At 55.8% G+C, this 19,323-nt stretch carries 16 protein-coding genes; 3 read left to right on the forward strand and 13 right to left on the reverse strand.

Annotation, left to right across the window (positions count from 1 at the left end):
* Positions 1–42 precede the first annotated feature (42 nt).
* From FFI90_RS16225 to FFI90_RS16235, 3 genes are all read right to left on the reverse strand, one after another.
* A complete protein-coding gene (locus FFI90_RS16225) occupies positions 43–732 on the reverse strand; it encodes an aspartate/glutamate racemase family protein (protein WP_144779444.1) in 690 nt (229 codons plus the stop codon).
* Between the two features lie 78 nt (positions 733–810).
* The gene (locus FFI90_RS16230; protein ID WP_144779447.1) at positions 811–2,436 is read right to left on the reverse strand and encodes a phytoene desaturase family protein; all 1,626 of its coding nucleotides are present in this window, start codon (positions 2,434–2,436) and stop codon (positions 811–813) included.
* A complete protein-coding gene (locus FFI90_RS16235) occupies positions 2,433–3,074 on the reverse strand; it encodes a TetR/AcrR family transcriptional regulator (protein ID WP_144779448.1) in 642 nt (213 codons plus the stop codon). Before FFI90_RS16235 ends, FFI90_RS16230 begins: the two co-directional genes overlap by 4 nt.
* Positions 3,075–3,163: 89 nt before the next feature.
* Here FFI90_RS16235 and FFI90_RS16240 point away from each other — a divergent pair, with 89 nt between their 5' ends.
* Positions 3,164–3,382 carry a hypothetical protein gene (locus tag FFI90_RS16240; protein WP_144779450.1) on the forward strand — a complete coding sequence of 73 codons (219 nt, stop codon included), beginning with the start codon at positions 3,164–3,166 and terminating at the stop codon, positions 3,380–3,382.
* On the opposite strand, the gene FFI90_RS16245 is transcribed toward FFI90_RS16240, so the two are convergent.
* The 10 genes from FFI90_RS16245 to FFI90_RS16290 all read right to left on the reverse strand — a co-directional run bounded on the left by FFI90_RS16245 (position 3,383) and on the right by FFI90_RS16290 (position 16,689).
* Positions 3,383–5,617, reverse strand: a complete 2,235-nt coding sequence (locus FFI90_RS16245) for a hypothetical protein (protein WP_144779452.1) — start codon at positions 5,615–5,617, stop codon at positions 3,383–3,385.
* A gap of 190 nt (positions 5,618–5,807) precedes the next feature.
* Positions 5,808–7,511, reverse strand: a complete 1,704-nt coding sequence (locus FFI90_RS16250) for an AMP-binding protein (protein WP_144779454.1) — start codon at positions 7,509–7,511, stop codon at positions 5,808–5,810.
* A 51-nt stretch (positions 7,512–7,562) separates the two neighbouring features.
* Positions 7,563–8,141 (reverse strand): peroxidase-related enzyme, encoded by a 579-nt coding sequence (locus tag FFI90_RS16255; RefSeq protein ID WP_144779456.1) that lies wholly within the window; start codon positions 8,139–8,141, stop codon positions 7,563–7,565.
* A 9-nt stretch (positions 8,142–8,150) separates the two neighbouring features.
* On the reverse strand, positions 8,151–9,050 hold the full coding sequence (locus FFI90_RS16260) for a hydroxymethylglutaryl-CoA lyase (RefSeq protein ID WP_144779458.1): 900 nt from the start codon (positions 9,048–9,050) through the stop codon (positions 8,151–8,153).
* Positions 9,050–11,053, reverse strand: coding sequence for an acetyl/propionyl/methylcrotonyl-CoA carboxylase subunit alpha (locus FFI90_RS16265; RefSeq protein WP_144779460.1), 2,004 nt, complete (start codon positions 11,051–11,053; stop codon positions 9,050–9,052). The genes FFI90_RS16260 and FFI90_RS16265 overlap by 1 nt, the downstream gene beginning before the upstream one ends.
* Position 11,054: 1 nt before the next feature.
* The gene (locus FFI90_RS16270; protein WP_144779462.1) at positions 11,055–11,879 is read right to left on the reverse strand and encodes an enoyl-CoA hydratase-related protein; all 825 of its coding nucleotides are present in this window, start codon (positions 11,877–11,879) and stop codon (positions 11,055–11,057) included.
* Positions 11,880–11,894: 15 nt separating this feature from the next.
* On the reverse strand, positions 11,895–13,502 hold the full coding sequence (locus FFI90_RS16275) for a carboxyl transferase domain-containing protein (protein WP_144779464.1): 1,608 nt from the start codon (positions 13,500–13,502) through the stop codon (positions 11,895–11,897).
* Between the two features lie 176 nt (positions 13,503–13,678).
* The gene (locus FFI90_RS16280) at positions 13,679–14,845 is read right to left on the reverse strand and encodes an isovaleryl-CoA dehydrogenase (protein WP_144779466.1); all 1,167 of its coding nucleotides are present in this window, start codon (positions 14,843–14,845) and stop codon (positions 13,679–13,681) included.
* Positions 14,846–14,914: 69 nt separating this feature from the next.
* Complete coding sequence (locus FFI90_RS16285; protein WP_144779468.1) at positions 14,915–15,361, reverse strand: MerR family transcriptional regulator; 447 nt, start codon at positions 15,359–15,361, stop codon at positions 14,915–14,917.
* Between the two features lie 302 nt (positions 15,362–15,663).
* On the reverse strand, positions 15,664–16,689 hold the full coding sequence (locus tag FFI90_RS16290) for an AraC family transcriptional regulator (RefSeq protein WP_144779470.1): 1,026 nt from the start codon (positions 16,687–16,689) through the stop codon (positions 15,664–15,666).
* 156 nt (positions 16,690–16,845) lie between these two features.
* Here FFI90_RS16290 and FFI90_RS16295 point away from each other — a divergent pair, with 156 nt between their 5' ends.
* Positions 16,846–17,988 carry an acyl-CoA dehydrogenase family protein gene (locus FFI90_RS16295; RefSeq protein ID WP_144779472.1) on the forward strand — a complete coding sequence of 381 codons (1,143 nt, stop codon included), beginning with the start codon at positions 16,846–16,848 and terminating at the stop codon, positions 17,986–17,988.
* Positions 17,989–18,038: 50 nt separating this feature from the next.
* Positions 18,039–19,226 carry a beta-ketothiolase BktB gene (gene bktB, locus FFI90_RS16300; protein ID WP_144779474.1) on the forward strand — a complete coding sequence of 396 codons (1,188 nt, stop codon included), beginning with the start codon at positions 18,039–18,041 and terminating at the stop codon, positions 19,224–19,226.
* Positions 19,227–19,323 lie beyond the last annotated feature (97 nt).

Genomic DNA, 19,323 nt, shown 5'->3' on the forward strand with positions numbered 1-19,323 from the left:
CTAGCAGATCCGGTCGCAACCTCGCGAGCATTTGCGTCTCGTCTATATCAAGGCAAACTCCACCGCCTGAGCTGCATGGATTTCTGTTGTATCGTATAGCGCAACCCGCGTATCGGACGACTGGATCAGCAAGCCGATCTCGGTGCATCCCAGAATAACGGCTTGAGCGCCACGTGTGGCCAGTGAATCTACAATCTCAAGATAGGCGGCTTTCGAGTCAGGGTTGATGATGCCCTGGCACAGTTCTTCGTAGATTATTCTGTGTACCGCGTTTCTTTCGCTGTCATCCGGAATAATCACGTTAATTCCCTGTTCCTCCAGGCGCTCACGATAGAAAGTTTGCTCCATGGTGAACCGGGTTCCAAGTAACCCTACGGATGTTATCCCGTCTTTTATGAGTGCATTGGCAGAGGCATCGGCGATGTGAAGCAGGGGGGTAGCGCATGCCTGCTCAATCTGTGGGGCGACTATATGCATGGTGTTAGTGCAAATCAGGAGAAAGTCGGCGCCACCGGCCTTCACGGATTGCGCCGCCGATATCAGTATTTTCGCAGTTTCGTCCCAGTCCCCCTTATGCTGGAGAGTCTCGATCTCGGCGAAATCTACACTGCAGAGAATGATCCTGGCCGAGTGCAGCCCGCCGAGTTGCTCCCGCACTTTCTGGTTGATCAGGCGGTAATAGGTCTGGGTCGATTCCCAGCTCATTCCGCCGATTAGTCCGATGGTTTTCATACAGTCCCAAATGCACAGAAGGCGTTTCAGTTTTCGGCGGCACCACAGTATGAGTGGCACCGGGATTACTGAACTTTATTAGCCTACAAACATCTTTTTCGCAAGCGGGAGGCCCTTGAAGCCACTGACGGCAACGGTTGTCAGCAGGCCGCCGAGCATGGCGCCCACTACGCCACAGGTCATGATGTCCTGGCCAGTAAGGTACAAGCCGGGGATTCGGGTTTTCGGTTTAAGCCAGTCCAGTTCGAAGCGGTCAGGGGTGTGATTCAGACCGTAGATTTCCCCCTTGCTGTAGCGGCAGAAGTAGTCAGTGGAGAGGGGCGTGGATAGCTCGTAGTAATCCACTTTGCCTTCCAGATGCGGGAATTTCTCATACAGTTTCGTAAGCAGGCGCTGGGCGTACTCTTCTTTCCTGGCTTCGTATTCGTCACCACGCTTGCCCCAGGTTTTGTCGGACCACTCTTCGTACCATTCAAACGGGCCGGGTGCCACGATCTCGATGGTTGCACGACCAGGGTAGCGTTCGGAAAAGCTGGGGTCTTTGGCAGAAGGGAAGGAAATATAGGTCATCGGTATGTCATTGGCCTCCGGATCGGCCAGGAAGTCCTGCATTTGTTTTTCGTAATTCGGGCCGGGGTAAATCCAGTAGTTGGTTTTCGGCAGGCCAAGATTTTCGGCGGTATCCTGCAAGCCGATGTACAGGCAGTTGCTCGCCATGGAGCGCTGAACGGTGGTTAGCTTGTCCTGGTAGTAGTCCCAGTTGGGGGCGTCTTTTGGCAACAGTTTGTTGAAGGTGTTAAACACGCCGGCGTTGCTGATGACCAGTGGCGAACGTATCTCGGCGCCGTCGGACATGCGAACGCCCACGGCTTTGCCTTTCTCGATCAGAATGCCGGTTACGTCAGCGTAGGTGAAAACTTCACCACCGCTTTGCTGAACCACCGGGATGATGGTCTTCGCCATCTCAGAAGCACCGCCGACAGGGTAGTAGCCACCGTGCAGGTAATGGCGTGCAATCAGCGAGTGGATGATGAAGCTGGATTCTGCCGGTGGCAGGCCGTTGTCGCCCCATTGGCCGGTTAGTACGGCGATCAGTTCCTGGTTGCTGGTAAGGCCTTCCAGCACCTCGCGAGTAGGCTTGTTGAGAAACTCCGGAGCCCGGCGTTTGGTTAGCATGCTCAGCGGCCCGGCCGCCATATCTGGCAGGACTTTACCCAGAACAAGGGCCGGCATGGCCTTGGATACCTTGCGCAGATAACCCAGGTAGGTGTCGATGGCCTTTTCCTCTTCCGGGAACTTACTGACCAGTTCAGCACGGAATTCATCGGGGCCTGCAACCAGGTCCACGTGTTCATCACCGAGGAAAATGCGGTCGTAATGCGCATCCAGTGGCGCCCATTTCAACTGACCGTCAGTGATGTGGTCGAACAGCCGTTTGCCGAGGGTGTGGTCTGCGCCCATGTCGCCGATATAGTGCACGCCCACATCCCACTCGTAGCCGTTACGGTCGTAGCTGTGGGTGAAACCACCGGCGGTATAGTGCTGCTCAAGCACGAGAACCTTTTTGCCCAGTTTGCTCATGCAGGCCGCGGCAGTCAGGCCGCCAATGCCGGAGCCGATGATAATGGCATCGTAGGGGCCGTTCAGGCGGTTTTCACGGTAGCGTTTGCCTACACGGATAGTACTGGGTTTGGGGCTGCTCATGGGGTCAAGTCCTGTTGTGATTGTTGTTGCGCGTCAGACTGGGAGCCTTCCAGCAGCAAGCTGAGTACGCTCTCGGTCAACATGGGTTCGGCGTTTCCACCCGGCAAATGGCCATCGATTGTGAGCTGTGACAGCCCGTGCACGAGTGACCAGGCAGCGGCTGTTATCAACGAAACGGGAGAGGGTTTCAGGTAGCCAAGCTCGCGGGCATTGGCCACGGTGTTTTCCAGTACCTTAAACGCTCCTTTGCGGGCTGCATCAAGTCGCGGATGTACGCTCATGGGTAGAACGCGGCCGCCGAACATCAGGCGGTAAAGATTGGGTTCTTCCTGTGCGAAATCTACGTACACCAGCCCTATCTCGATCAGGGCTTTGCGCGGCATCTGTTGGTCTACGGCGCGCAGGCGGTCAGTCAGAGCCTCAAACCCACCGATGGCCAGCTCAGCCAGCAAGGTGTCGCGATCTGAAAAATGCCGGTATAGCGCCGGCGCACTGACGCCGAGCTGCTTGGCGAGGGCGCGCAGGCTTATGGCGGCATCTCCGTGTTCGCGCAGAGTCTCCAGAGCCAGATGGTGTGTTTGCTTTGGCAAGTCGCCATGGTGGTACGCGAATTTTAACGAAGGTGTGTTACTTGGCATAAGTTAACATCGATAACATTGTTGCTGGTGATAACATCACGACAGTGATCGGTTTGTCAAATGGATTTTTGGAAGCTGACCCCAAACTAATGCAAGCCGCATTGATTCAGCATCACTGTCGTGAGGTTGGTTCGGGCTTTTGTATGGAGCGGGGAGGATCGACGTGGCGCCAGGAAGAGAGCGTAACGGAGTTTCTTTGCGCCTATGGCGCACCCATCATGCGCTACCTGAAGCGCAAGGAGGGTAGCACCCGGACCGGCGACAGCATCATAGGAATTGTATTGCCGCCACCGGTGGGGGCTTATTGATTAAGGTAAACGGGATTTGTTAGTGTAATCATCGCTGTAGCACGGAGTCACCCCGCACACATCAATGACTGCGCCGTCGCTCCGCATGAAGGCAGATTTTTGTTCCCGAGCCGCCACAGTGTTGCGCGGTGACTCGTGCGGGTCATTGCCGTAGTCGGTGTCGGGGCCGGTGTTGTTAGTCGGCGGCAAGGGGTTACCCTTGAATTTGCCTGGGCTGATTTCGAGCACATCACCTGAATCCCATATCATCAGAGCGTGGCCCGTGTGAGGGTACTGCTCGATCCGTTGGATGTTGAAGAGTGGGTTGCTGTCCGGGCTTTCCCCCAAGCGGGCGGTAGGTTCATGCACTGCAGCACCAACGGTACGCGCCAAGATTTCCGCACTCCACTGGGTCACTTGATAGTCGCCTAACGCCACGTGCAGCAGAATCTTTTTCTCAGTCGGAGTGTTGGGTAGGTGATTTCCCGCCAGATGGCTGAGATAGCCATTGTTCTCAGCCCTGTCCCACAGCATTTGCATGAGAGCGAAGTTCAGGGACTGGTCCAGGCCGCCCTGGTAGGCTTCATAGAGCACCGAACCAAAACGCTGATCAAATGGGCCGTAACGCCTCAGTAGCAGGCTGTAGTTACTCCCCGGGACGCCAAGCACACCGCGGTGGATATTGGGTGCAGTGGCAACCAGTGCGCCGCCAAGAATCCCGCCTTGGCTGTTGCCGTCATAGAACACCTCGGTTGGATCATAGACCAGAGTATCGCCTGGCCCGTGGCGGAAGTTGGAATTGCTGGCGAAGCCGTCAGGGTGGCGCATCAGTTCGGCCAGATACATGAAGTTCAATAGACCCTGCTGACTGCGATCCAGTTGTTTGGGCAGGTCACTCAGGTCAGCCAGAATTCGATGGATGTTGCCAGCGACTATGTCTTCCTGAGCCATGCCGATCCAGTCTGTGGCACAGAAGGCAATATTGTGCTCGCTTTGAAGGGCACGTACGTGCCCGCTGCCAAACTCGCCACCTTTGAGCTCATAGGCGCTCTGGCCGAACAGTCCATGCCCATAGAGCGCTGCCCGCGCCGGCTCAACCGGGCTGTTCGGGTCTGAAAAATCAGCCACCGCCATAGAGGGTATCTGGCAACGGAACCTGGCCTGCATTACGTCGTTGCCATTGAGTACTTCGGGTAGGGCGTCCGGGCCATCGTTGGAATAATTGAAGGTCGCACCCACCCCGCCACCTGGCTGGTTAAGGTAATTGGGCACTTCGAAGGTGCCGACAATGTTCCGGCTCAGACCACTGGCCGGATCTTCCAGAACATCGGTAACGGTGAACACCGGAGCCTGACCACCTAACCGACTGAATGCATCATCACGAATACTCAACAACCGCTCGGTAAGCGACTGTTGGCTGGCTATGGTGAAGTCCCAGGCCAGGGTCACCTCCTCACGGGAGATTCCGGCATCCTCAATAGTCTCGAATAGGTCATCCATTGTGTCACGGCGAGTCTCAAACGCCTCCTCACCAGTAGCAATGCCATCGCGATAGGCACGGAACAGCTCGTTAGGTTTCAGCAATTCGCCATCGGTATTCCTGGCGTTGCGGATAACCGCAATATAGCGTTCACCTTCGATAAAGTTTTTCGCAGGGCGAATAATCAGTGCCTGTTGTGCGAGGTCCGTGTTGTTTGCGTCCAGCTCTGCCCAGATCAACTGACGCTCCAGGGTCTGCGCATTGAACACCAGAATGGGTGCGTCTTCTTCGAGTGACTGCTCCAGATCAGTCAGCGGAGCCGCTCCGGTGGCTGCCAGATCAATGCCGGGCAGGTGCGCCAGTAACATCGAACCGGGCGAAAAGCCGTCGTTGCGATTCCACTGCTCAGGGTTTATCGGTGTGGGCTCCGTGGTTTTTACTGGAACGTACCGATTATCCGCTGGCGACGCGGGAAGATCGATCGGCGCAGCCACGGGCATTCCAGCAAGCTGAAAGTTGACTCGCAACCCGGTCGACGTCAATTCATCGTTCTGCGTGAAGAAATTGTTGGGAAAGGGATACATGCAGTGCCCTTGCACCGTATGGTCGCAATAGCTGGCGGAGGCTATATCAAAACCGGTTAAATCCGGGCTCGGGTCTTGTTGTCCGGGATTGCTGGACTGCGAATCGGAATCGGAATCGGAATCGGAGTCCAGGCAACCCTGCAAAATAAAGACGCTGCAGGCGAGCGCTAGAAAACTGCGTTGATAGTGCATGACGACTACCTCTTGTTTTTGTTGATAGTTTTTGGAACCCTCCAAAGCCTAATCAACGCCGGCCCTGAAAAACAGGCACAGTTCCGGCTAATCGCAGTCAAACAGTCTCGAAGATGCAGATGTGGCTTGGCTCAACCCGACGCCCCATAATGTGTCGGGTTGAGCTGCGTGCTTTATTGTTCCCCTGTGCCTAATTTGCTTTCAGTCCCATCTCTTCAATGGAAATTTCCCGCATCTTGAACTTCTGGATCTTGCCGGTAACCGTCATCGGGAACTCATCCACGAATTTGTAGTTCCGGGGAATCTTGAAGTGGGCAATCTTGCCTTTGCAGAAGGCCATCAGGCCGTCAGCGTCCACCGGGTCTGCGTCGGGGCGCAGTTTGACCCAGGCGATCAGTTCCTCACCGTACTTGTCATCGGGAACACCGGTAACCTGCACTTCTTCAATCGAAGGGTGGGTATAAAGGAATTCCTCGACTTCTTTCGGGTAGATGTTTTCGCCGCCACGAATCACCATATCCTTGATGCGGCCGACAATCTGGATGTAGCCTTCTTCGTCCATCGTCGCCAGGTCTTCGGTGTGCATCCAGCCGGCGTCGTCGATCGCTTCGCGGGTTTTTTCTTCGTTGTTCCAGTACTTCAGCATCACGCTGTAACCGCGGGTGCACAACTCACCAATCTCGCCACGGGGCAGCACGTTGCCGGTCGCAGGGTCGACGATTTTGGTTTCCAGGTGCGGCTGGGTGCGGCCTACAGTGGTGACCTGCTTCTCGAACGGATCGAGAGAGCTGGTCTGGGTAGAAACCGGGCTGGTTTCGGTCATGCCGTAGGCGATCTGAACCTCTTTCATGTTCATCTTGCCATTGACCTTTTTCATCACCTCCGCCGGGCAGATTGAGCCTGCCATGATGCCGGTGCGCAGGGTTGAGAGGTCGTAGGATTCGAACTCCGGCTCGGCCAGTTCCGCGATGAACATGGTGGGCACGCCGTAAAGTGCCGTAGCCTTTTCCTGGTGGACCGCCTGCAGCACGGCTTTGGGCTCAAAGCCTTCACCCGGATAGATCATGGTAGAGCCGTGGGTGATGCAACCAAGGTTGCCCATTACCATGCCGAAGCAGTGGTAAAGAGGTACCGGAATAACCAGCCGGTCTTTCTCGGTCAGAACCTGGCTTTCACCCACAAAGAATCCGTTGTTCAGAAGGTTGTGGTGGGTGAGGGTGGCGCCTTTGGGGCTGCCAGTGGTGCCCGAGGTAAACTGAATGTTGATAGGGTCGTCAAACTGAAGCTGGCTCTGAATTTTGTTTACTTCGTCCTGGCTTACGTTGCCTCCAAAGCCGGTAAACTCATTCCAGCTCCACATGCCTGGGTGTTTTTCGGCATCCAGGTTGATCACTGCGCGCAGGTCAGAAACCTTCTGGGCCTTGAGTTTGCCCGGAGTGCTGGCTTTCAACTCGGGTGCCAGCTCATAGAGCGTTTTACGGTAATCAGAGGCTTTAAAACTGTCGGCGGTAACCAGTACGCTAATGCCTGCCAGGTTCAGGGCGTATTCCAGTTCGTGCATGCCATAGGCCGGATTTATATTGACCAGAATGGCACCTACCTTGGCGGTGGCAAACTGGGTCACTGTCCACTCATAGCGATTGGGTGCCCAGATGCCCACTCGGTCACCGCGCTTGACGCCAATGGCCAGGAAGGCCCGTGCCGCCTCGTTGACCTTGGCAAGGAATTCTTTATAGGTCCAGCGTATGTCCTGGTGCAGGCACACCAGAGCCTCGGTATCGGGATACTTGTCGGCGGTGCGGTCGAGCATTTCGCCGATGGTCATGCCCAGCAGTGGTGTTTCGGAGGTACCGCTGGTGTAACTTGGATAGGAGCTTGGAAGAGTCTGGTTCATTGTCTGCCTCCATTTGTTTTTGTGGTCGAGGTCTGAGAATTGTTGAGCTTGTTAGCGGCTCTGGCTGTGGTATTCAGGATTTGGCCGCATGTCGCTGGCAATCGCCACGCGGTTCGACATGTTGTAAAAGCCGATTATGTTGCTCAGATCCCAGATTCCACTGTCGCTGAACCCTGCATCCCGAAGCGCCTGCACCTCGTCTTCGGCAACCGTTGCCGGGGAACGGGTTAGGAGGGATGCGAAATCCAGCATGGCGCGCTGGCGCTTATCCAGTTTGGCAGACCGATAATTCATCACCAGGTGCTCGCCGAGTGTCGGATCGCCGCTCAAAACGCGGACTGCCGCGCCGTGCGCCACCAGGCAATAGAAACACTTGTTTTCTGAGGAGACCACCACCGCAACCATTTCCCGTTCCAGCTTGCTGAGCTCGCTTTCACCCATCATGAGTTCGTTATAGAAACGGGTGAAGCCGTCCAGCTGCTTGAGGTTCTGGCTGAACGCGGTAAGCACGTTGGGAACCATCCCCAGCTTTTCAAGACAGATTTCAAAGTACTTCCGGACATCCTCGGGGAGGTCTTTCATGTCAGGAATGGGAAGATCCAGAGCGACAACATCTTTGTTATTGGTCATGTCAGATCCTTAGGATTTAAGAGCCTGGCCCACTTTCGAGCCGTTGTGTCGTTTGAGCTGGTTGCTGATCCATTCGCCGGTAGCCACCAGTTTGTTCAAATCCACACCGGTGCTGATACCCAGGCCGTTGAGCAGATAAAGCACGTCTTCTGTGGCGACGTTACCGGAGGCGCCTTTGGCATAGGGGCAGCCGCCAAGGCCGGCCGCTGAGGCGTCGATAACCGCTACGCCTTCTTCAAGTACCGCGTAGAGATTGGCCAGAGCCTGGCCATAGGTGTCGTGGAAGTGAGCAGCCAGGCGCTCTACGGGTACGTGTTTTGTTACGGCTTCCAGCATACGCTTGGCTTTCAGTGGTGTACCTACGCCAATGGTATCGCCCAGAGAGATTTCATAGCAGCCCATGTCGGCCAGGTCTTTGGCGACCTTTGCTACTTGTTCAGGTGCAATATCGCCCTCGTAGGGACAACCCAGTACGGTGGACACATAACCCCGCACCGGAATCTTGTGCTTTTTCGCTGCTTCCATCACGGGCAGGAAACGCTCCAGGCTTTCTGCGATGGAGCAGTTAATGTTCTTCTGGCTGAACGATTCTGAAGCCGCACCAAATACGGCCACTTCATCTGCACCCGCTGCCAGGGCATTCTCGAAGCCCCTGAGGTTGGGGGTCAGAACCGAATAACGTACGCCGGCTTTGCGGTTGATACCGGCCATCACTTCAGCGGCATCACCCATTTGCGGCACCCACTTGGGTGAAACAAAGCTTGCGGACTCAATGTGTGTCAGGCCGCAATCCGCAAGCCGGTCAATCAGCCCGGTTTTGATGTCTGTGGCGATCACCGGGCCCGACTCGTTTTGCAGTCCGTCCCGGGGGCTCATTTCAACCAGCCGTGCCTGTTCGGGAAAGGCCATTAACCTACCTCCTCAGTGTTTTCTTTCACGACTTCGATGGCAATGAGTTCCGCTCCTTCCGCCACCTGTTCGCCTTCGGTGAAGAAAATTTCGGTGACAACACCGTCTGCAGGTGCCTTGATGGCGTGCTCCATCTTCATGGCTTCCATGATGACCAGTGTCTGGCCAGCGGCAACCGTGTCGCCCACCTTGGTCTGAACGGCCACAATAGCGCCGTTCATGGGTGCGGTCAGGCCGCCTTCTGCAGCCATGTCGTCAGAAACGTAGTTTTCCCGGTACAGGATGCACTGGAAGGTATCACCTTCGTAGAAGAGCACGAGCTGGTCATTGTGCAGGTTGCCGTGGATGCTGATCCTGTGGCCATTGATCACCGCCTGAAGATAGTCGTCATCAAGCTTCGCAGTCATGCTGTATACGCTGCCATCCACGAATACCTCGTATCGATCATCCTTCTCGAGAATTTTCAGCTCGTGTATCTCGTCACCTACCTGCAACTGCAGGGGCTGGGCGTATTCCGAGTTCAGACGCCAGCTATTGCGGCGACCGAATGGCGACCAGGGGTCCGTGCTGATGGATTCAGCGGATTTACGCTCCTCCAGCACAAAGCCTGCTGCCAGCACCAGTGCTTTGTGTGTGTCCAGCTTTGATTTCGGGAACAGCAATTCCCGATGGCTGTCGATAAAGCCGGTTGTCAGGTCGGCTTCCCTGAACGGATGTGAATCGGCAAGCGCGTGAAGGAAACGGATGTTGGTTTTTACACCCGCGATCCGGTAATGCTCAAGTGCCTGAACCATGCGGTTGATGGCTTGATCACGGGTTTCATCCCATACGATCAGTTTGGCAATCATCGGGTCGTAGTGAATGCTGATTTCATCGCCTTCGATCACGCCGGTATCTACGCGAACATGGGCACTTTCATCGGGCGTGCTCAGGTACCGCAGATTGCCGGTGGCGGGCAGGAAGTCCTGATCCGGGTCTTCGGCGTAAATGCGGGCTTCCAGGGCATGGCCACGGATTTTTACCTGGGATTGCTCCAGCGGCAGGGGGTCACCCCAGGCCACTTTCAACTGCCATTCCACCAGATCCTGGCCGGTCACCATTTCGGTAACCGGATGCTCGACCTGCAGGCGGGTGTTCATTTCCATAAAGAAGAACGAACCGTCGACATCGTAGAGAAACTCCACGGTGCCAGCGCCTACATAGTTGATGGCTTGGGCCGCTTTAACAGCAGCATCACCCATGGCCTGACGGGTTTCTTCGCTCAGGCCAGGAGCCGGGGCTTCTTCCAGAACTTTCTGGTGACGACGCTGAACCGAGCAATCACGCTCGGCCAGATAGACACCTTTGCCGCTCTGATCACAGAATACCTGGATTTCAACGTGGCGTGGCTGGGTCAGGTAGCGCTCTATCAGCATGTCCGGATTGCCGAAGGCGTTCTTTGCTTCGCGCTTGGCCGCGGCGAGTGCATCATCAAACTCGCCGATGTTCCCAACCACGCGCATGCCTTTGCCGCCGCCTCCAGCAACCGCTTTAAGCAACAGTGGGAAGCCACATTTTTCAGCTTCGGCACGCAGGGTTTCCGGGGCCTGATCATCGCCGTGATACCCGGGCACCAGCGGTACGCCGGCTTTTTCCATAATGGCTTTGGCGGCCGATTTGGATCCCATGGCAGCAATGGCAGAAGAGGGTGGCCCGATAAACACCAGGTTGTTTGCTTCGCAGGCTTCAGCAAACCCGGTGTTCTCGGAAAGAAAGCCGTAGCCGGGGTGGATGGCCTGTGCGCCGCTCTGCTTGGCAATCTCAATGATTTTTTCGCCACGCAGATAGCTCTCCGAGCTGGGAGCCGGGCCTATGTGGAAGGCTTCGTCTGCCATGGCGACGTGGTGGGCGTTGGCGTCTGCATCGGAATAAACGGCGACACAACGAATACCCATACGGTGTGCGGTCTGGATAATCCGGCAGGCGATTTCGCCCCGGTTGGCAATGAGTATTTTGCTGAACATGTTAGTTGCTCTCCGGAATCCAGTTGGCGCGACGTTTGTTCAGGAAGGCACTTAGCCCCTCCTGACCTTCTTTGCCTACGCGGATATCAGCGATGCGGTGCGCGGTGTCGTCAATCACAATGCCGTCGATGGGCTTGTGGCTGACGGCAAACACCAGACTCTTGGCAGCTTTCATGGCTTCCGGGCCATTCTGGGCAAGCTGCTGCAGCATCTCGTCACAACGGGTGTTCATAGCGTCGATATCGTCGCAGACGATATGCACAAGGCCGAATGCTTCGGCGTCCCTGGCGTTAAAGACCTCGGCTGAAACAAAGAAACGGCGAGCCTGGCGTTCACCAATGGCGCGCACCACATAAGGGCTTATCACTGCGGGAATAAGGCCCAGCTTGACCTCACTCAGGCAGAAGCTGGATGTTTCTGTCGCAATGACGATGTCGCAACAGGCTGCCAGACCGACGGCGCCGCCGTAGGCTGCGCCCTGAACAAGGCCGATGACTGGCTTGCTGAGATGATTCAGGCAGTCCATCAGGCGTGCAAGCTGGCGGGAATCCTCAAGATTTTCCTGCTGGCTGTTGTCTGCCATGCGGCGCATCCAGGCGAGGTCTGCCCCGGCGGAGAAATGTTTGCCTTCGGAGCGCAGGATCACCACCCTGGTTTCACTGTCGGCGTCTACTTCTGTTATTGCGCTGATCAGTTGCTGGATGATTACGTCATCAAAGGCGTTGCGTTTGTCGGGCCGGTTCAACACGATTTCCGTCACACCCTGGGCGCGGCGGTTGAGCAGAACGGCCGATTCCTGTTCTGACTGAACATTGGTATCTGTCATGGTCGTTCTCCCCGGTTACATCCGGAACACGCCGAAGCGCGTGGGCTTCGCCGGCCGGTTGAGGGTGGCAGAGAGGCTGAGGGCAACCACTTCCCGGGTCTGTGCCGGGTCGATGACACCGTCATCCCACAGTCGGGCACTGGCGTAGTAAGGGTGGCCCTGATGCTCGTATGTATCGGTAATAGGCTTTTTGAAAGCTGCTTCTTCTTCTGCACTCCATTCCTGGCCTTTGCGCTCCATGCCTTCACGACGGACCTGAGCCAGTACACCGGCAGCCTGTTCGCCGCCCATAACGGAGATGCGGGCATTCGGCCACATCCACAGGAAGTCGGGGCTGTAGGCGCGGCCACACATGCCGTAGTTGCCAGCGCCGTAGCTGCCGCCGATCAGGACGGTGATTTTGGGTACGTTCGCGCAGGCCACTGCCATCACCATTTTAGCACCGTGTTTGGCAATGCCTTCGGCTTCGTATTTCTGGCCTACCATGAAACCTGTGATGTTCTGCAGGAACAGCAGTGGGATATTGCGCTGGCAGCACAGTTCGATGAAGTGCGCGCCTTTCTGGGCAGATTCGCTGAACAGGATGCCGTTGTTGGCAATGATGCCCACGGGGTAACCGTGTATGTGGGCAAAGCCGGTTACCAGAGTCTGGCCATAGTAGCGTTTGAATTCGTCAAACTCGGAACCGTCTACCGTGCGGGCGATGACGTCGCGCACGTCAAACTGTTTGCGCAGATCGGTGCCGACGATGCCGTAGACTTCATTGGGATCGTAGAGGGGCGGTTTGGGTTTGCGAATCTCTACGTCAACCGGTTTGCGGCGGTTGAGGTTGGAAACGCAGCGCCGTGCAATTTCCAGTGCATGGGCGTCATTTTCAGCGTAATGATCGGCAACACCGGAGATTTTGCAGTGTACGTCGGCGCCACCCAGGTCTTCTGCGGTAACGACTTCGCCAGTGGCAGCTTTTACCAGCGGCGGGCCGGCCAGAAAGATGGTGCCCTGGTTGCGCACAATAATGGATTCGTCGGCCATGGCGGGCACGTAGGCGCCACCGGCGGTGCACAGGCCCATTACGACGGCGATCTGGGGGATATCGTCGGCAGACATGCGAGCCTGGTTGTAGAAGATGCGACCGAAGTGGTCACGATCCGGGAAGACTTCGTCCTGCAAGGGCAGGTTAGCGCCGCCGGAATCTACGAGGTAGATGCAGGGCAGGCGGTTTTCCAAGGCGATTTCCTGGGCCCGCAGGTGTTTTTTGACGGTCAGTGGGTAGTAGCTGCCGCCTTTTACGGTGGCGTCGTTGGCGATGATCATGCATTCGGTGCCGGAAACGCGACCTACGCCGGCGATAATGCCCGCTGCCGGTACGGCTTCATCGTAGACGTTATAGGCGGCGAACTGGCCGATTTCGAGAAAGGGTGAGCCGTCGTCCAGCAGGCGGTTGATGCGCTCTCTGGGCAGGAGTTTGCCACGGGCGATGTGGCGTTCCTGGTAGGAGGGGCCGCCACCTTGCTGGATGGTGGATACTTTGTCCTGCAGATCTGCAACGACTTCTGCCATGGAGGCCTGTTTGGCCTGAAACTCTTCAGACCGGGGGTTTATTTTGCTTTGGAGTATCGTCATGGGGCTTCTGGTCCGTGCATCGGGCGCGACGATCTGGCTTTCCGGGAACCGCTACGAGCACATCCCTGTGCGCTTGTCTCCGGCCGTCCATGGCCTACGACATTCCCGGAAAGCCAGACCGTCACCCCCTCGTTGTACTTGGTACGTTTACCCGACTTATTAGTGCCGAGTACCCATTACTTGTTCAGGAACAGTTCCCGACCGATCAGCATGCGTCGGATTTCGGATGTACCTGCGCCGATTTCATAAAGCTTGGCATCGCGCAGTAAGCGGCCAGTGGGGTATTCGTTGATGTAACCGTTGCCGCCCAGAAGTTGGATGGCGTCCAGGGCCAGTTTTGTGGCCATTTCGGCGGAGTAGAGGATCGCGCCAGCAGAATCCTTGCGGGTGGTTTCGCCGCGGTCGGCGGATTGCGCCACCATGTAAACGTAAGACTTGGCGGTGTTCATGAAGGTGTACATGTCCGCTACTTTGCCCTGAACCAGTTCAAATTCGCCGATGGCCTGGCCGAACTGTTTGCGTTCGCGGATGTAAGGAACCACAACGTCCATAGCTGCTTGCATGATGCCCAGAGGGCCTCCGGAGAGAACGAGGCGCTCGTAGTCAAGGCCGCTCATGAGTACGCGGGCGCCGCCACCGAGTTCGCCAAGGACGTTTTCCTTGGGTACTTTGCAGTCCTGGAATACGAGCTCGCAGGTGTTCGAACCGCGCATGCCGAGTTTGTCGAGCTTTTGGTGCCTGCTGAAGCCCTCGGCATCGCGTTCTACGATGAAAGCGGTGATGCCTTTAGAGCCGGCTTTTACGTCGGTTTTGGCGTAGATAACGTAAACGTGGGCGTCAGGGCCGTTGGTGATCCACATTTTGTTGCCGTTCAGCACGTAGTGGTCACCGGCGTCTTTGGCACTGAGTTTCATGGAGATCACGTCGGAGCCGGCATTGGGCTCAGACATGGCCAGCGCGCCAATGTGCTCTCCGCTGACGAGTTTGGGCAGGTATTTCTGCTTTTGCTCATCGGTGCCGTTCCGATGAATCTGGTTTACGCACAGGTTGGAGTGAGCGCCGTAAGACAAACCAACAGAGGCGGATGCGCGACTGATTTCTTCCATTGCAATCACGTGTGCCAGGTAACCCATGCCCGAGCCACCGTAGGCTTCATCCACGGTAATGCCCAGCAGGCCCATGTCGCCGAACTTTTTCCACAGATCCATGGGGAACTCGTTGCTGCGGTCGATTTCTTCAGCGCGGGGGGCTATCTCGGTAGCTGCAAAGCCGTTGATCTGCTCGCGCAACATATCGAGAGTTTCACCAAGGCCGAAGTTGAGTTCTGAGTACTGTGATTTCATGTTTGGTTGCCTTTTGTTCTGCCAGATACGTGTTTGAAAACGGCTTGCCGGGTTTGGCGTCAGTTGCTGTCAGTTTTGCTCGGCAGCATTTCTATGTTCGTCATTGGCCGGGGCCAGTTGTTTTTTCTTTTTCTGCAGCTCAGCGAGCGCTTCCCGACAGCGTAATTCTGCTGTCTCGATTTCCATTTCTGCCATGGCTATGTCGCTTTTCTGCTGCTCCATGTGAGCTCGCTTGTTGCTCAGTATGGTCAGCATTTTCAACAGCTGTTTTTCATTGCCGGTCGCGGTTTCATCCCACAGATCGAAAAGCTCTTTTGTTTCAGCGAGAGAAAATCCCATGCGCTTGCCCCGGAGGATCAGCTTCAGGCGCACTTTGTCTTTGGTGCTGAAGATTCGCGTTTGCCCGCGACGCGCCGGCCTCAGCAGGCCCTGATCTTCGTAGAAGCGGATGCTACGGGTTGTCACGTCAAACTCATTTGAGAGCTCGCTGATACTGAACGTTTTCTTTACGATCATGGCGATATCCTTTTTTAGGTAAGGTTAGATAAAGTTTACGTAAACGTAAAGTATTTTTGGAGGTAATGTCTGCGACATTGGGCTTATGAGAAAACGGGCCTGTCTGCATATCAGGTTGCGCGGGATTGTAACAGGAGGCACTAAGATGCCGGGTGTGTCGCTGTTCTGCAAAGTGAATGTGCATTGGCAATTTGAAGCTCGCCAATCTGAAGCGGGCGTGCGGGCTTTGACGCAGAGGAGCAGACCCTGCGGGAATGATCGGGCAGGGCGAAAAAATTGACCCAATCACACAGCGTGAAGTGTTAACCGGCTGTTGATCCACGCCACTGAGACGGAGATTTTCCGGTCCAGCGCTTGAAGGCCCTGCAAAACGAGGCGGTTTCTGAAAAGCCAACACGCTCGTTAACGTCGGCGACGCTCAGGTTTTCGGTGCTCATGAGTTTTATTGCGTACTCCCGTCGCAAAGACGTCTTGATCTTGCGTAAGGAGGTACCTTCTTCCTGAAGCTTACGCCCGATGCTTCTGGGTGTCATGTGTAGCTGTTGCGCAATTTCATCAAGGCTTGGTTGGTCTTTGAGGCTTTGTTGCGCGATCAGAGCGCGAACCCGGTTGCGCAGGCTGTCGTCGTGGTCCGGGCGATGCAGGATATAGGCGGGTGACTCCCGTAGGAAAACGGCAAGCTCAGCTTCGCTTCGGGTAATGGGCAGTTGCAGATATTTTTCGTGCAGATGAAAACCGCAAATAGCTGAGTCAAATTGCAGCTCAGCGGGGAACATGGCCTGATATTCTGCAACGTGAGGTGGCGATGAATAATTGAACTGCGTGGTCGCAAACGGAATCTGCTGGTCCACCAGCCAGCATGCGAACCTTTGCCACATAAGCAGCAGGAACTCTTGCAACATGTGATCAGTATCCCGACTGGCGTCTTCAAGGCTCAGGCGGAAGAACACCAGCTTGTGGCGGTCACTTTTACTCAGTCCGATGTTGATGTTGTCGCAGGCAATGCTGAAAAAGCGCGCGCTTTTTCTCAGGACGGCGCCGAGGGTTGCAGAGCCGAGACAATAATCTGTCATCAGTGCGAAGGTGCCGTTTTTGCAGCGGCGGGTGGATAGTCCCAGGAATTCGTCGCGCGTAGCCCGCCATACCGTTTTGATCAGCTGTGTAAACTGTTCTTCGGTGATTAGCCGTTCGGGCTTGCCAAGCCAGGTCGCCGGCACGCCAGCGCTGGCCAACAGTGCTTCGCTCTGAAATCCCTGCCGTTCGGCACCGCTAATAGACGCCTGAAGATAGTGGTTTGCAATATGGGGTCTGGACTGGAAGTCGTGCATGGCTATGACGATTCTGGTGCGTAATGTGTCAATTATTTCGGCTTATACGGCCATTCTCGGGGAACAGAATAACCCTTTAAATGGTCGGCTGCCTGATTAATCAGAGATACCAAGCGATTATTGAAAGAGTAGTAAGAGGCTATCACGGGGTTATGTATGTCCGCACATCAAGAAGATACTGAACTGTTTCACGCTATGATCAACCGGGTGCTTGATAAGGAAGTCGCGCCTTTTTATGAGCAATGGGAGGAGGAAGCCGCCATCCCGCGCAACGTGTGGCGTAATCTGGGTCAGGCCGGAATGCTCGGTATTGATATGCCGGAGGAGTACGGCGGGGCAGCAGCGAGCTTTGAAATTTCGCAGTTGGCTATTGAAGAAATGGCCCGCATGGGCTTTGGTGGACTGGCCTCCGGCTATAATATCCACGCCAATATCGTGATGCCCTATATTTTGCACCTTGGCTCTGAAGCCCAGAAACAGCGTTACCTGCCTGAGATGATCAGCGGCGACGTGCTCAGTGCCATCGCCATGACCGAGCCGGGTGCTGGCAGTGATCTGGCGGCCATGCGCACTACGGCACAGCGCACAGAAAAGGGCTATGTGATCAACGGCGCCAAGGTATTTATCACCAACGGTTTGCAGGCGGAGCTGGTGATCGTGTGTGCTAAAACCGATCCAGGAGCCGGTGCCAAAGGCGTATCCTTGTTTCTGGTGGATACCAGCCTGCCCGGGTTTTCCCGGGGCAAAGGCATCCGCAAAATCGGTCAGCACGCCAGCGACACCGCAGAACTCTTCTTTTCGGATCTCGTGGTTCCCCACGATGCTCTGCTGGGTGAAGAAGGCCGCGGGTTTACCTACCTGATGCAGGAGTTGCCCCGTGAGCGTTTGGGCGTTGGCGCCCAAGCGGTAGGGGCGACCGAAGGCGTACTGGCGATTACTCTGGATTACGTGCAACAACGTAAAGCCTTTGGCCAGAGAGTGGCCGATTTCCAGAATACCCGGTTCAAGCTAGCAGAAGCCCGCGCGCGGCTGGAGATGGCGAAAGCCTATCTAAAACAATGCATCGCTAAATATCTACAAGGCGAGATGGGGCCAGCCGATGCAGCCATTCTGAAGCTGATGCTCACGGAAATGCAGTGTGATATTGCCAACGATTGTCTGCAGTTGTTCGGTGGTTACGGTTACACCGTTGAGTACCCCGTATCCCGCTTTTTTGTGGACGCCCGGGTACAGACTATCTACGCCGGGACATCTGAAATCATGAAAGAAGTGATTGCCCGCTCCATGCTGGGCAAATAGATTATTCGTTCTCCAGACTTTTATTGACCTGAAACTTGAGGAAACAAACGATGAAACTGACCGACGTAGTAATTCTCGACGGCGCTCGCACGGCCATCGGCGGCTTTGGTGGCAGCCTGAGCTCGCTGAGCCCTGCCGAGCTGGGAACCTGCGCGGCGAACGAGGCTATCAAACGCTCGGGAGTGCCCGCAGAAGACATCGACCATTCCATTTTCGGACATATTATTCCGACTGGCCCGGCAGATGCCTACGTTGCGCGTCACATTGGTCTCAATGCCGGTCTGCAAAAAGGTTCTGCGGCGCTCAATGTGAATCGTCTCTGTGGTTCCGGCGTTCAGTCGGTTATCAGTGCCGCGCAAATGATCATGATGGGCGACAGCCGGATTGCACTGGCCGGTGGTGCCGAAAGCATGAGCCAGGGCGCCTATGTTCTGCCTAATGTCCGCAAGGGCCTGCGGATGGGTGACGGCAAAGCGGTTGATATGACACTGGGGACTCTCTCCGATCCGTTTGGCAGTGGCCACATGGGCATGACGGCAGAGAGGATCGCAGAAAAGTACGGCCTCAGCCGTGAAGATCTGGATACCTTCTCGGCAGAAAGTCACCGCCGTGCCAGCCACGCCATTGAGAGTGGCTACTTTAAAGAGCAGATTGTGCCGGTGACTGTGAAGCAGGGCCGCAAGGAAGTCACCTTTGAACAGGACGAGCATGTGCGTGCTGGCACCACCGCAGAGAGCCTTGCGGGCCTGAAGCCGGCTTTTACCAAAGAAGGCATAGTAACGCCGGGCAACGCGTCGGGTATTAACGACGGTGCGGCCGCCATGGTGCTGACCAGCGCAGCAGAAGCCGAAAAGCGCGGGCTTAAAGCTCGTGCTCGCATCGTGGGCTATGCCTTTGCGGGGGTAGACCCCAGCGTAATGGGCCTGGGCCCAATTCCGGCTGTGCGTAGCGTGCTTGAGAAGACCGGTCTCAGTGTTGCAGATCTGGATGTTATTGAGTCCAACGAGGCGTTTGCGGCTCAGGCGCTTGCGGTCAGCAAGGAGCTGGGTCTGCCAGCAGACAAGGTGAACCCGAATGGCGGCGCTGTTGCTCTGGGGCATCCGGTGGGGGCTACGGGTTCCATTCTCATCATCAAAACCCTTGCAGAGCTTGAGCGCACCGGCGGTCGCTATGGCCTGATTACCATGTGTATTGGTGGCGGTCAGGGTATTGCGCTGATTGTTGAGAGCATCGCCTGAGTCCGCGGTTTTATTTCTTTTTGAGGCTGAATTGGATAAAGTTTACGTTAACGTAAAGATTGGCTTGTTTCCAATTCAGCCGAAAACACCTGATGCG

The organism is Marinobacter maritimus, from assembly GCF_007671675.1.
GTDB classification, from domain to species: domain Bacteria; phylum Pseudomonadota; class Gammaproteobacteria; order Pseudomonadales; family Oleiphilaceae; genus Marinobacter; species Marinobacter maritimus.

What these genes read in the sequence shown, in the direction of transcription:
- FFI90_RS16225 (WP_144779444.1), bottom strand. Translation starts at nt 732, where the DNA reads ATGAAAACCATCGGACTAATCGGCGGAATGAGCTGGGAATCGACCCAG.
- FFI90_RS16230 (WP_144779447.1), bottom strand. Translation starts at nt 2,436, where the DNA reads ATGAGCAGCCCCAAACCCAGTACTATCCGTGTAGGCAAACGCTACCGT.
- FFI90_RS16235 (WP_144779448.1), bottom strand. Translation starts at nt 3,074, where the DNA reads ATGCCAAGTAACACACCTTCGTTAAAATTCGCGTACCACCATGGCGAC.
- FFI90_RS16240 (WP_144779450.1), top strand. Translation starts at nt 3,164, where the DNA reads ATGCAAGCCGCATTGATTCAGCATCACTGTCGTGAGGTTGGTTCGGGC.
- FFI90_RS16245 (WP_144779452.1), bottom strand. Translation starts at nt 5,617, where the DNA reads ATGCACTATCAACGCAGTTTTCTAGCGCTCGCCTGCAGCGTCTTTATT.
- FFI90_RS16250 (WP_144779454.1), bottom strand. Translation starts at nt 7,511, where the DNA reads ATGAACCAGACTCTTCCAAGCTCCTATCCAAGTTACACCAGCGGTACC.
- FFI90_RS16255 (WP_144779456.1), bottom strand. Translation starts at nt 8,141, where the DNA reads ATGACCAATAACAAAGATGTTGTCGCTCTGGATCTTCCCATTCCTGAC.
- FFI90_RS16260 (WP_144779458.1), bottom strand. Translation starts at nt 9,050, where the DNA reads ATGGCCTTTCCCGAACAGGCACGGCTGGTTGAAATGAGCCCCCGGGAC.
- FFI90_RS16265 (WP_144779460.1), bottom strand. Translation starts at nt 11,053, where the DNA reads ATGTTCAGCAAAATACTCATTGCCAACCGGGGCGAAATCGCCTGCCGG.
- FFI90_RS16270 (WP_144779462.1), bottom strand. Translation starts at nt 11,879, where the DNA reads ATGACAGATACCAATGTTCAGTCAGAACAGGAATCGGCCGTTCTGCTC.
- FFI90_RS16275 (WP_144779464.1), bottom strand. Translation starts at nt 13,502, where the DNA reads ATGACGATACTCCAAAGCAAAATAAACCCCCGGTCTGAAGAGTTTCAG.
- FFI90_RS16280 (WP_144779466.1), bottom strand. Translation starts at nt 14,845, where the DNA reads ATGAAATCACAGTACTCAGAACTCAACTTCGGCCTTGGTGAAACTCTC.
- FFI90_RS16285 (WP_144779468.1), bottom strand. Translation starts at nt 15,361, where the DNA reads ATGATCGTAAAGAAAACGTTCAGTATCAGCGAGCTCTCAAATGAGTTT.
- FFI90_RS16290 (WP_144779470.1), bottom strand. Translation starts at nt 16,689, where the DNA reads ATGCACGACTTCCAGTCCAGACCCCATATTGCAAACCACTATCTTCAG.
- FFI90_RS16295 (WP_144779472.1), top strand. Translation starts at nt 16,846, where the DNA reads ATGTCCGCACATCAAGAAGATACTGAACTGTTTCACGCTATGATCAAC.
- bktB (WP_144779474.1), top strand. Translation starts at nt 18,039, where the DNA reads ATGAAACTGACCGACGTAGTAATTCTCGACGGCGCTCGCACGGCCATC.